This window comes from Rhodothermales bacterium (genome assembly GCA_041391505.1).
Lineage (GTDB): Bacteria > Bacteroidota > Rhodothermia > Rhodothermales > JAHQVL01 > JAWKNW01.
Map to the genome: position 1 here is coordinate 34,456 of JAWKNW010000018.1, position 12,659 is coordinate 47,114.

Below are 12,659 nucleotides of genomic sequence, written 5' to 3' on the forward strand. Positions count from 1 at the left end.
ATCGCTTGCATGCTCCTGTTGACCTCGGCGATAACCTTTGCGGCGAACGCACAGGATCCCGGTTTTCAGGAGACGGACGTCCAGAAGACGTCGCAAACCAACTTTAAATTTCTGAGTCTCTCGGTGGACCCCCGCGCCTCGGCCATGGGCGGCGCCGTCGTCGCGCAGGACATGGCCTACTCGAATGCCATGTTCTACAACCCGGCGACGATGGCCTACATGCAGAGCGCGGTGTCGGTGGGCGTGATGAACACGCAGTGGATTGCCGACATCACGTACTACGCCGGGAGCATCGCCTTCCGGCCGGGTAACGGCCAGTTCGGTGTCTTCGGCATCTCCGCCGTCGGCGTCAACTACGGCGACTTCCTCGGCACCGTCCGCGAGGCCGGGAACGCCAGCGGTTACCGCGACACGGGCACCTTCAGCCCGTCCGCCATGGCCGTCGGTTTCGGCTACGCCAAGGCGCTCACCGACCGCTTCGCCGTGGGCGGCAACCTCAAGTTCGCGCAGCAGGATCTCGGATCCAGCATCGTGGACGTGGCCGAGAGCGGCGACGACCAGAGCCGCGACTACTCGAAGGGGACGATGGTGTTCGACTTCGGCGCGCTCTACCAGACGGGCTTCCGGAGCATGAACTTCGCCGTCAACGTCCGCAACTTCGCCCGCGAACTCAAATACGAACAGGAGAACTTCGAACTCCCGCTCACCTTCCGCATCGGCGTGTCGATGGACATGCTCGACTTCGCCGAAATCGACCACGACATGCACACGCTGCGCATCGCGATCGACGCCAACCGGCCGCGCGACTTCTCCGAGCAGATCATGGTGGGGGGTGAGTACACCTTCATGAAGATCTTCTCGCTGCGGGCCGGCTACACGTTCCCGTCGGATCTCGAAGGCCTGAATCTCGGCACCGGCATTCAGTTCTTCATCGACGAGCGGATCGGCGGCGCGATCAACTACTCGTACACCGCGTTCGACGTGTTCGATTCGGTGCATCGCATCGGCGCGCACTTCTCATTCTGACCTCAGATGCCGGCTCGAAGCGCGACGTTTCGGGCCGGCGTTTGCTTAGATCGGCAGTCCATCGCGGCACTCTCCCGGCGAGAGGACCGGGGTGGACTGCTTTTCGTTCGTATGACCTGGTATTTTCGGGCGGCTGGATGGGCGGTTCTCGCGGGGTTTGCGAGTCTCGCCGGTGGATGTGCGGAGGAAGCCCTGCCGCTCGTTTCGACGCGCACCGCCCCGATCGTCTCGCCGGCCATGGCGCCGCCGACCGCGGAGATGACGCGCGAACTCGGCCGGCTCTTCGAGGCATCCATCGCCGCGCCCTCCCGCTACTACTATCTGAACAGTGAACGCGCCGCCGAGGTGCTCCGGGAGATGGACGGCGCGCCGGCCGACCGGCAGAGCCTCCTCCGGCAGGCCTATGCCATCGAGCAACTCTACGCCGGCAACACCCCATCCGCCATCGACCTGTTCGAAGCGCTCCTGCGCGAGGAGGGCGGCGAAGCCGGCAACCTCTCGGCCCGGCATCGCAAACTGCTCGACTTCCTGGCCATCTCGGGGCTGCGGCTGGGCGAACAGCAGAACTGCATCGGCAACCACGCGGCCGAAGCCTGCATCATGCCGCTGCAGGGGGGCGGCATCCACACCCTCCAGGAGGGCGCGCGCAGCGCCATCGGCTGGTACGAAACCCTCCTCGGCACCTATCAGAACGACTACCGATCCCGGTGGCTGCTCAACGTGGCGTACATGACGCTCGGCCGATACCCCGCCGGCGTGCCGGAACCTTGGCGCATCCCCGGCCTGGAGCCGACGCCCGGTCCCATCCCCGCGTTCAAAAACGTCGCGCCCCAGCTCGGGCTGGACGAGCGCCGGCTGGCCGGCAGCGTGGCCATCGAGGACTTCAACGAGGATGGCCTGCTCGACCTCTTCGTGACGGCCCATCGCCTGGGTGACTCCGTCATCCTCTACCTGAACGACGGCGATGGCGGCTTTGTGGATGCCACCGATGCGGCCGGCATCGCCGGGCTCAGCGGCGGACTCAACGTGGTGCATGCCGACTACAACAACGACGGCCACGCCGACATCCTGATCCTACGCGGCGCCTGGCTCGGCGTGTCCGGCGCGCAGCCGAACTCCCTCCTGCGCGGCCGGGGCGACGGGACCTTCGAGGACGTCACCCGCGAGGCCGGCCTGCTTTCGTATCACCCCACCCAGGCCGCCGCCTGGGCCGATTTCAACAACGACGGCTGGCTCGATCTCTACATCGGAAACGAACTGAGCAACCGGTGGCTTTCTGTCTGGCAACAGTCGACCGACACGCCGGCCGACAAGGCCAACCCGTCCGAACTCTACCTCAACAACGGCGACGGCACCTTCACCGATGTCGCGCCCCGGCTGGGGCTGGACGTGTCGCTCTTTGTGAAGGGCGTCGCGTGGGGCGATGTCAACAACGACGGGCTGCCGGATCTGTACCTCTCCGTCCTCGCCGGCCCGAACCGCCTCTACATCAACCGCGGCGGGACGACGATGGACGACTGGCGCTTCGAGGAGGTGGCCGGCAAGGCCGGCGTGCACGAGCCGTTCTTCAGCTTCCCCGTCTGGTTCTGGGATTTCGACAACGACGGGTGGGAGGATCTCTGCGTCGGAAATTCGGACCTCCGGCGTCTGGATGACGCCGCCGCCGACCTGGCCCGCGAATTTCTGGGCCTGCCCGCCCTCGCGGAGATGCCGAGGCTCTATCGCAACAACGGCGACGAGACCTTCACCGATATCACCGCGCCCGCCGGCATGGAGCATGTGCTCTACGCCATGGGCGGGAATTTCGGCGACCTCAACAACGACGGGTTCGAGGACGCCTACTTCGGCACCGGCGCGCCCGACTACCGCTCGCTCGTGCCGAATCGCATGTTTATGAATGTGGATGGTCGCCGCGTGCGCGAGGTGACGTTCGAGAGCGGATTCGGCCATCTGCAGAAAGGCCACGGCATCGCGTTCGGGGATCTCGACCGCGACGGCGACCAGGACATCTACGCCGTGATGGGCGGGGCCTACGAAGGAGACGTGTTTCAGGACGCGCTGTTCGAAAATCCGGGCGTGGCGGATGCGCCGGCGTGGATCGTGGTGCAGCTCGCCGGCCACACCGCCAACCGCGCCGCCATCGGCGCGCGGCTCCGGTTTGTCGTCACCCGCCGGAACGGGGAGCGGCGCGAAATCCACCGCATCGTATCGACCGGAGGCAGCTTCGGTTCGTCGAGCCTGCAGGTGGAAGTCGGGCTCGGGGATGCGGAGCGCCTCGATCGGCTCGAGGTCGTATGGCCCAACGCGGGGCGGTCGACCGACGTCTTCGAGCAGATCCCGCTGAACGGCTACTACCGGGTGGAGGAGGGCGGTGCGATGACGCCGCTCACGGCGCCGCCTGTGCCGTTCCGTAAAAGCGAGCCCGCGGGCCACACCCATTGACCCTTCCGTGACGTCCCTCCGCACCATAACGCCCTTTATTGCGGTCGCCGCGCTGGCGGCGGCGTGCGCCGGCCCCTCGACCGAGCCGTCCCCCGACCTCTTCGTCGACCTCTTCATCGACGCGACGCGCGAGGCCGGTCTGGACGGGTTTCGCCACGAACGCGGCGCCGCTGGCGATCACTGGATGCCCGAGACCTACGGCGCCGGCGTCGCCTTTGTCGATTACGACGGCGACGGCTGGGCCGACGTGGCGGCTGTCGGGGGCGGGGTCTGGGCGGCTCCGGCAGAGGGGCCGGCGGCCATCACCCTCTACCGGAATCTCGGGGACGGCCGGTTTCGCGACGTCACCAAGGAAACCGGGCTCGACCGGTACCGCGCCATCGGCTTCGGCATCGCCGGGGCGGACATGGACAACGACGGGGATCTCGATCTCTACCTCACCGCGCTCGGCCCGAACCTGCTGCTCCGGAACGACGACGGCGTCTTCGTCGACGTCGCCGCCGAAGCCGGCGTGGCCGGCGACGCCTGGAGCACCGCGGCCCTGTTCTTCGACGCGAACCGCGACGGACTCGTCGACCTGTACGTCGGTCAGTACGTGGACTGGACGCCGGAGACCGATCGCTGGTGCACGTCCGACGGGGTCAACAAGGACTACTGCATGCCGCACGCCTACGAGGGCGTCGGCGCCCGGTTTTACCTCAACGCCGGCGACAGCCGGTTCATCGACCGCACCCGCGAGGCGGGCATGGACGACAACCCCGGCAAGACGCTCGGCGCCGCCGAGTACGATCTCAACGCGGACGGCTGGCCGGACGTCGTCGTCGCCAACGACACGCGGCGCAATCTCGTGTACCTGAACCGGAAGGACGGCACCTTCGAGGAAGTTGGCATCCGCAGCGGCGTCGCGTACGACGACAACGGGCGCGCCCGCGCCGGCATGGGACTGGACATCGGGGTGCTGGATGGTACGGGCAAGCCGTCGATCGTGATCGGTAATTTTTCCGAGGAGATGGTGGGGGTCTACCGCGAGGTGGGAGGCGGCATCTACCGGGATCTGGCGCCGGCGTCGGGCATCGGCATGGCGTCGAAGCAGGTGCTGACGTTCGGGGTGCTGCTGGCGGACGTCGATCTCGACGCCGATCTGGATGTGCTGCTTGCCAACGGGCACATCCTGGAGCAGGTCGCCGAGATGCAGGACGGCATGACCTATCGCCAGCCGGCGCAGCTGTTTATGAATCAGGGCGACGGCCGGTTCGAGCTGGCCGGCGCCGACCGCGCCCGCGTCCTCGCCGAACCCCTCGTCGCGCGCGGCGCGGCCTACGCGGATTACGACCGCGACGGCGATCTCGACGTGCTCCTGACCGAAAACGGCGGGCCGCTCCATCTCTGGCGCAACCAGACCGATCCGGCGACGGGCGCGGACGCGCATGCGCTCAGGTTGTATCTTGCAGGCCGGCGGAGCCCGCGCGATGCGCTCGGCGCCCGGGTCGTGGCGGTGGCCAACGGACGGATGCGGCAGGAGCGCCGCGTCCGCGCCGGCGGAAGTTATCTCTCCCAATCGGAGACGACCCTGACGCTCGGGCTCGGGCCGGTCGATCGGCTCGACACCTTGCGGATTCACTGGCCCTCCGGCTGGGTGGATACCTACGAGCAGTTGGAAGCCGGCCGCGAGTTGCGCCTGACGGAAGGGGTGCGCGAGGCGGAGGTGCTGCGCATCTGGGCTACCCCGGGCACGCCGGCCCCGCAAGAACGTACGGAATCACTATGAGGCGAGACACCATCCTGTTACCCACCGGTCTGGGCCTGATCGTCGCTACCCTGCTGATGACGGGCTGTTCGCCGGCCGCGCCGCCGGCCGACGACCCGCGCGCCGTGCCGTTTGTCGAGGCGATGTTCGCGGCGATGCGACGCGGCGACCTGAATGGCGCGCTGGCCCTGTCCGATAGTGCCGCGCGGTACGCCCCGCGCAATGCGGAGCTTGCCGTCGCGCGCGGCGATCTGTACAGCGCGCTGCGCCGCTACGATGCGGCGAAGGAAGCCTACGAGGCCGCCGTCGCCGCCGACTCCCGGTTTCCCGGCGCCTGGTATCAGCTCGGGCAGAACGCCTTTCTCCAGCGCCGGTACCGCGAAGCGCTCGGGTATTACCGCAAGGAGCAGGATGTGCTGGGCGCCGGCGCCGACCCCGCCTCGGCGGCCGCCATCGAGGCGCAGATCGGTCGGACCTACGCCATGCTCGGGGTGCCGGACAGCGCGCGGGTATCCTACACCACGGCCCTGGCCTCGGACAGCACCCAGGCCTCCGCACACGCCTGGCTGAGCGAACTGCTGGAGAGCGAGGGCCGGCTTCCGGAGGCGCTGCATCATGCCCGGCTCGCCCTCCAGGCGAACCCGCGCGAACTCGAAAACGGCTACCGGGTCGGCGCCCTGCTGTTTCAGACGGGCAAGCCGCAGGAAGCCCTGCCGTACCTGAACGTCGTCGCGCAGCGGCTGCCGGGCCACGAAGGGGCGGCGTTCAACCTCGGGCGGGCGCTGCAGGCGCTCGGCCGCGAAGGGGAGGCGAAGGTGTATCTGGATCGGGTCGAGCAGATCCAGGCGCTCCAGCAGCAGGCCGTCGTCGCCGAGCGCGCCGTGGAAACCTACCCCGGGGAGCCGCAGCGATGGATCGACCTCGCCGGCCTCATGATGCAGATGGGGTATTTCGACCGCGCCGAGACCGCGTTGAACGCGGCGCAGGCGCTGCGGCCGCGGGACCTGTCGCTCCAAAGCGACCTGGCCAACCTGGCCTTTACCCGGGGCGACACCACGGCGGCGCTCCAGCGCTTCCAGACGTTGCTTCGCATGGACTCGACCTATGCCGACGGCTGGCTCAACCTGGGCATCGTCTACGCCGTGTCCGGCGATGTGGCCTCGGCGCGGAAGGCGTGGGAAACCGCGCTCCGGCACAAGCCGGGCGACCCCGACGCGACGGCGTACCTGAACCAGTTGAAGAGCGGTCAATGAGCGCGATGCGTCCATACCGCACATGGAGATGGCTCGGCCTGACGGTGCTGGCGATGGGTCTCGGGTGCCAGCCGGCGACGCAGCCCGAGGCGCCCGCTGCCGCCGGCGACAACCTGTTTACCGACGTGACGGAGGAGGCCGGCCTGCTCGGTTTTCATCACGTCACCGGCGCGTTCGGCGAAAAATGGTTTCCCGAGTCGATGGGCTCCGGGTGCGGATTCATCGATTACGACGGCGACGGGCTCGTGGACATCCTGCTCGCCGGCGGCGGCGCGTGGCCGCAATCGGGCATCGAGCCCCCGCAGGCCATCTGGCTCTACCACAACCTGGGCGGCGGCCGCTTCGCGCTCGTCACCCGCGAGGCCGGTCTGGCCGACGCGCCGGGCTACAGCATCGGGTTCGGGGTGGGTGATTACGACAACGACGGCGACCAGGATTTTGTGATGACGACGCTGACGCAAGATCGGATGTACCGCAACGACGGCGGCGTCTTCACCGATGTGACCGACCTGTCCGGCATCGGCGATCATTCGGGATGGAGCACGTCGGCCGCATTTTTTGATGCGGACCGCGACGGGCTGGTCGACCTCTACATCGGCAACTACGTCAGATGGTCGCCCGAAACCGACCTCTTCTGCACACACGACGGCACGATCAAGGGGTACTGTACGCCGGAAACGTACGACGGGCTGCCGGGGCGCTTTTATCACAACCAGGGCGACGGCACCTTCGCCGACTGGACCGAGCGCGCCGGCTTCGGGGCGGCGTACGGCACGACGCTGGGCATCCTCACGTTCGACTTCGACCGCAACGAGTGGCCCGACCTCATGTTCGCCAACGACACGCGCCCCGATCAGCTGTTCGTCAACAACGGCGACGGCACCTTCACCGAGCGCGGCGCGCAGAGCGGCGTCGCGTACGACGAAAAAGGGCGCGCCCGCGCCGGCATGGGGATCGACGCCGGCGTGGTGGACTCCACCGGCGAGGTCACCGTCTTTGTCGGCAACTTCTCGCGCGAGATGATCGGCGTCTATCGCTATGGCGGGAGCGGTTATTTTCTCGACCGCGCGGCGGCGTCGAAGATCGGGCGGAGCAGTTTGCTCACCCTCACGTTCGGGCTGGCGCTCCTCGACATCGATCTGGATGGCGACCTCGACCTCTTCGCCGCGAACGGGCACGTCCAGCCGGATATCGAGGAATTTGCAGACAACGTGCGCTACGCCGAGCCGGCGCATGTCTTCATGAACCAGGGCAACGGCACCTTCGAGGACGTGGCCGCGCACATCGGCGGCGCGGCGGCGCGGCCTATCGTCGCGCGCGGCCTCGCCTATGCGGACATCGACAACGACGGCGACCAGGACGTGCTCGTCGTCGAGAACGGGCGCGGCGCGCATCTGTGGCGCAACGAGGCGAATGCGCAGGGGTACCTCCGGGTACGGACGCAGGGAGGCCCCAGCAACCGCGGCGGCCTCGGCGTGCGCATCGTCGCCGTCGCGGGATCCCGGCGGATGGAGCGGTATATTCGGAGTGGATCCAGCTACCTCACCGCCTCCGAGCAGGTGGCCACGTTCGGGCTCGGCGGGGCGGGAACGGAGGTGGACAGTCTCTACCTGTACTGGCCCAGCGGCCACGTGGATCGGCATGCCGGCGTCCCGGCCGGCCGGCAATGGCTCGCGGTGGAAGGCGCCGCGTCGCTCGAACCCGACCGGGCTCCCTCCTCGTCGAAAACATCCCCATCCCCATGAAGCCGTCGATCTCCCCTCGCGCCCTTTTCGCGTTGCTGTGCCTGCTGGCTATCGGCTGCGGCGACCGTCGCGCGGCGCCGCCGATCCCGGACGGCGACACGGCCGAGCTGCTGCAGGCCGGTGAAGATGCCCTGCGCCAGGGCTACTTCGAAGAGGCGCTCATCCTGGCCGACAGCGCGGCGGCGCGGATGCCGGCGGCCGTCGAGCCGCTCTTCCTGCGGGGCATGATCTTCACCCAGACGATGCGCTGGGACGAGGCCGAAGCGTCGTATCAGGAGGTCCTCAAGCGCGACCCGGAGTACCTCGGCGCATGGAATAATCTCGGCAACATCGCCCTCCGGCAGGCGCGGGTGAACGACGCCCTCACCAGCTATCGCAACGAAATCGCCCTGCATCCCGCCCCGCGGCCCTGGATCTCCGTCGGGCGCGCCTACCGGGAGCTCGGCATGACCGACAGCGCGACCTACGCCTTCGATCAGGCGCTCAAGCTGGACTCGACCGCGCTCGACGCCTATCTGGCTTATGCCCAGATCCGCGAGGAAGAAGGCGAGTTCGACGAAGGCCTGCGTTATGCCCGCAAGGCGTACGCCCGCGCGCCCCGCAATCCCGACGTGCAGTACGTCCTCGGGATGCTGCTCACCAAGACCGGCAACGATGCGGAGGCCGTGGAGCACCTCGCCGCCGTGACGCAGGTATGGCCGTGGCACACCGAGTCGCATTACAGTCTGGCCCAGGCGCTGCAGCGGCTCGGTCGCGACGAGGAGAGCGCCCGGGTACTCGCCGAAGCGGAAAAGCTGTGGCAGCGGCAGGCCGACGTGTCTTTCTTCCAGAAGGCCGTCACCAACGACCCCGACAACGCCTACAACTACGCCGCGCTCGGCACGGCGCTCCGGCTCGCCGGCCGCTTCGAGGATGCCGTCGACGCCTACAAGATCGCCCTCTCGCTGGAGGGGGAAAACCTCGAATTCCAGAATAACCTCGCTTCGCTGTATTTCCTTCAGCAGGATACGCTCGCGGCGATCCGGACGTACCGCGCCATTCTTCAGAAGGATGCCAGCATGCTCAGCGCGTGGATCAACCTCGGGGTGCTCCACGCCGTGTCCGGCCGGCCCGATCTGGCCCGGCAGGCCTGGCAGCAGGTGCTCGCACGCGACCCGCAAAACGAACAGGCGGCCGCGTATATCCAACGACTCGACAACGAGCCGGCGCGCCGGCCTTAAATCTACACGCCATGATGAGGATACGGAGATGCTTCGCCGCGGCGGCCCGGGGCGCCCTGTTGGTCGCCCTGCTGGTCGGCGCCGGCGCGGCGCGGGCGCAAACGGCCACCCTGAACGGGTTCGTCATCGACCGGGCGGATCGGCAGCCCATCGAACTCGTGAACATCGCCCTGCGCGATGATGCCGGCACGCTGCGCGGGACCGTGACCGATCGGGATGGGGTTTACCTCGTCACCCGGCTCACGCCCGGCCGGTATGTCATCACCGCCTCGTTCGTGGGCTACGCGTCGGTCCGTGACACCCTGGTGCTGGAGCCGGACGAGAACCGGACATTCAACATCGAACTCGGAACGGACGAGGGGGCGCTCGGCGAAGTCCTGGTGCAAACCGAGCGCGAGTCCGGCGCGGCGCGCGTGACGGCGGGCCAGCAAACCATCCGGCCGGCCGATCTCGAACTCATCCCCGTGCCGGACGCCTCGGCCGACCTCGCGGGATACCTCAGCACGCTACCCGGCGTCATCTCCACCGGCGACCGCGGCGGGCAGTTGTTCATCCGCGGCGGCGAACCGACCCAGAATCTCGTTCAGCTGGACGGCATCCTGCTCTACCAGCCCTTCCACGTGCTCGGGTTCTACTCGGCCTTCCCGGCGGACATCCTCAACCGGAGCGACATCTACGCCGGCGGCTACGGCGCCAAGTTCGGCGAGCGCATCTCCTCCGTCATCGACATCTGGACGCGCGACGGCAACAAGCGGCGCTACGCCGGCACCGGATCGATTTCCCCGTTCATCGGCACGGTCAGCCTGGAAGGTCCGCTGATCCGCGACAAGGTGTCGTTTCTCGTTTCGGGCCGGCAGTCGCTGCTCGAGCAGGGCGCCGAGAAGCTGGTCGACCAGAACCTGCCGTTCAACTTCAACGACTTCTTCGGCAAGATGCACGCCGAGCTGACCCCGCGCAGCCGCTTCTCGATGACGGCGCTGTCCACGAACGACCGGGGGACGCTGGTAGAGGATCTGGGCGGCGTCGAACCCGAGGAGGTGCGCTGGAGCAACCGCGCGATCGGCGGGCGCTACCTGCTGCTGCCGCGGAAGCTGTCGATCTCGGCGGATCTGCGGTTCTCCCATTCGCGGTACGACTCCGAGCTGGGCCCGGTCAACGACCCCAGCCGCACCTCGTCCATCTGGAATACGGCCATCACGTTCGACAGCCAGTTTTCCGGCGCCCGCGCGAACACCGAAGCCGGCTTTGCGCTGCGCCTGATCTCTTCGGCCACCGAACTCGGCGGGGCGTTCCAGAACACCGAGTTCAAGGGCGTCGGCATCGATCACCTGGCCTTCTATCTCGAACCCGAATACAAGCTCGGGGCCCTGCGCGTCCGCCCCGGCATCCGGCTCCAGTGGTATTACCTCCGGGTCGATCCCTATCTCGAGCCGCGCCTCCGCATCGTGTACAACGCCGGCCGGCACCAGTTCAGCGCGGCCGGGGGGTACTATCTCCAGGAGATCGTCGGCCTCAACGACCGGCGCGACGCGGCGAGCGTCTTCACGGCCTGGACCAACATCCCCCGCCTGAATCCCCGCCAGCCCGACGTGCTCGCCGAGCGGGTGCCGTCCGCTATCCACGCCATCGCCGGCTACCGCGTCGAGCCCGTCGACGGCTTCGAGCTGTCGGTCGAAGGATTCCACAAGTGGCTCGACAACCTGTTTATCTCGGAATGGACCGCCTTCCCCCGATTTACGACGCGGCTCCAGCCGGCGAGCGGCACCTCCTACGGGTTCGAGACCCGCATCGAGCTGCGCCGGCCCAAGTTCTACTCCGTCGTGAATTACGGCTATTCGAATACCCGCTATACGGCGAACCAGGCGTCGCTGCTGCTGTGGTACGGGGAGGAGACGCTGAGCTTCCGGCCTCCGCACGACCGCCGGCATCAGGTCAACGCCCTGATCAGCACCGAAATCGCCGGGTTCGACCTCAGCGCCCGCTGGGAGTTCGGCTCCGGACTGCCGTTCAGCCGCGCGCTCGGGTTCGACGGCTTCGTGCTCGTCAACGATGTCATCGACGTGACGGAAGCTCCCTCGACGCGCCGCGTCATCTACGAGCGTCCCTACCGCGGCGTCCTGCCGACGTACCACCGGCTCGACCTCTCCATCGACCGCACCTTCACCTACAAAAATGCGAGCATGACCGTGCTGGGCAGCATGATCAACGTCTACGACCGGCGCAATCTGTTTTATCTGGACGTCTTCACGCTGCGCCGCGTGGATCAGCTTCCGTTCGTTCCATCGTTTGGCCTGAAGGTGACGTTCGAATGAAAGCAGTTCGCCTCTATCTCATCGTACTTCCCCTGCTCGCGCTGCTGGCTACCGGCTGTGAAGAGGATGTCGTCGCCGTGCTGAATGCCGAGTATCCGTATTCGATGTACGGCGTGCTCAACCCGCTGGCGGACACGCAGTTCGTGCGCGTTTTTGAAGTGGACGCCACGCTCGTGCCGGGCGAGGAGCGGCCGCTCGATGCCCGGTTCGTGTCGCGCGACCTGCAGACCGGCGAAGAGCGCGTCTGGCGGGATTCGCTGATCGCCATCTCCGACGGCACCGTCGGGCATGTGTTCTACAGCCCCTTCCGCGTCGAGTGGGAGCACGCCTACCGGCTGACGATCAGCGGGAGCGAAGGGAGGGAAAGCTACGTGGAAGTCGAGGTGCCGCTGCGCAGCAACCTCATCGTCGATGCGCCGGATACGACGAGCCGGGTGCTGCTGCCGGCCCACATCGAGGGGCAGCCCGAAAATGTCTTTAATAGCGAGGTGGAAGTGCGCGTCAAATACGTGATCGGGACGGACCCGGCCGGCAACCCCTTCTACGAAAACCTGCGCTGGCCCATCCCGTTCGACGACGGCCTGCGCCGGACGGCGACGGGTTGGCGGGTCGAGGTGGATCTCGACGAGGCGTACGTGGATGTCGCCGGCGAGGTGCTGCGTGACTTCCGGTACCAGGCCCGGTACGGCATCGCCCTCCAGCTGATCTCGTTTAGCGCCGTGGTCGGGAACGAGGAATGGGCGCCGCCGGGCGGCGTGTTCGATCCCAACGTGCTCATCCAGCCCGGGGCGTTCTCCAATGTGCAGAACGGGTTCGGCTTCGTCGCCGCCGGCTACACGTTGCAGCGGTCGTGGACGCTGCCGTTCGAGGTAGTGCGGAAGTCGAATTTTGTACCGAATCAGCCCGGTTGACCC

General features: G+C 67.3%; 8 protein-coding genes. All 8 read left to right on the plus strand.

What is annotated here, in order from left to right:
• The first annotated feature begins 9 nt into the window (after positions 1-9).
• The 8 genes from R2834_16360 to R2834_16395 all read left to right on the plus strand — a co-directional run bounded on the left by R2834_16360 (position 10) and on the right by R2834_16395 (position 12,656).
• Positions 10-1,026: a PorV/PorQ family protein gene (locus tag R2834_16360; protein MEZ4701907.1), complete on the plus strand. Its 1,017-nt coding sequence runs from the start codon at positions 10-12 to the stop codon at positions 1,024-1,026.
• Positions 1,027-1,137: 111 nt separating this feature from the next.
• Entirely contained in the window at positions 1,138-3,468 is a 2,331-nt protein-coding gene (locus R2834_16365; GenBank protein MEZ4701908.1) for a CRTAC1 family protein, read from the plus strand.
• A 7-nt stretch (positions 3,469-3,475) separates the two neighbouring features.
• Positions 3,476-5,236, plus strand: coding sequence for a CRTAC1 family protein (locus R2834_16370; protein MEZ4701909.1), 1,761 nt, complete (start codon positions 3,476-3,478; stop codon positions 5,234-5,236).
• On the plus strand, positions 5,233-6,468 hold the full coding sequence (locus tag R2834_16375) for a tetratricopeptide repeat protein (GenBank protein MEZ4701910.1): 1,236 nt from the start codon (positions 5,233-5,235) through the stop codon (positions 6,466-6,468). The genes R2834_16370 and R2834_16375 overlap by 4 nt, the downstream gene beginning before the upstream one ends.
• A gap of 5 nt (positions 6,469-6,473) precedes the next feature.
• The gene (locus R2834_16380) at positions 6,474-8,213 is read left to right on the plus strand and encodes a CRTAC1 family protein (protein MEZ4701911.1); all 1,740 of its coding nucleotides are present in this window, start codon (positions 6,474-6,476) and stop codon (positions 8,211-8,213) included.
• Entirely contained in the window at positions 8,210-9,433 is a 1,224-nt protein-coding gene (locus R2834_16385) for a tetratricopeptide repeat protein (GenBank protein ID MEZ4701912.1), read from the plus strand. Before R2834_16380 ends, R2834_16385 begins: the two co-directional genes overlap by 4 nt.
• An 11-nt stretch (positions 9,434-9,444) precedes the next feature.
• Positions 9,445-11,745 carry a TonB-dependent receptor gene (locus tag R2834_16390; protein MEZ4701913.1) on the plus strand — a complete coding sequence of 767 codons (2,301 nt, stop codon included), beginning with the start codon at positions 9,445-9,447 and terminating at the stop codon, positions 11,743-11,745.
• Positions 11,742-12,656 (plus strand): hypothetical protein, encoded by a 915-nt coding sequence (locus R2834_16395; protein MEZ4701914.1) that lies wholly within the window; start codon positions 11,742-11,744, stop codon positions 12,654-12,656. Before R2834_16390 ends, R2834_16395 begins: the two co-directional genes overlap by 4 nt.
• Positions 12,657-12,659: the final 3 nt, after the last annotated feature.

Bases quoted from the DNA above. Each gene is read 5' to 3' on its own strand.
- R2834_16385 (MEZ4701912.1), top strand. From the start codon at position 8,210: ATGAAGCCGTCGATCTCCCCTCGCGCCCTTTTCGCGTTGCTGTGCCTG.
- R2834_16360 (MEZ4701907.1), top strand. From the start codon at position 10: ATGCTCCTGTTGACCTCGGCGATAACCTTTGCGGCGAACGCACAGGAT.
- R2834_16380 (MEZ4701911.1), top strand. From the start codon at position 6,474: ATGCGTCCATACCGCACATGGAGATGGCTCGGCCTGACGGTGCTGGCG.
- R2834_16365 (MEZ4701908.1), top strand. From the start codon at position 1,138: ATGACCTGGTATTTTCGGGCGGCTGGATGGGCGGTTCTCGCGGGGTTT.
- R2834_16395 (MEZ4701914.1), top strand. From the start codon at position 11,742: ATGAAAGCAGTTCGCCTCTATCTCATCGTACTTCCCCTGCTCGCGCTG.
- R2834_16375 (MEZ4701910.1), top strand. From the start codon at position 5,233: ATGAGGCGAGACACCATCCTGTTACCCACCGGTCTGGGCCTGATCGTC.
- R2834_16390 (MEZ4701913.1), top strand. From the start codon at position 9,445: ATGATGAGGATACGGAGATGCTTCGCCGCGGCGGCCCGGGGCGCCCTG.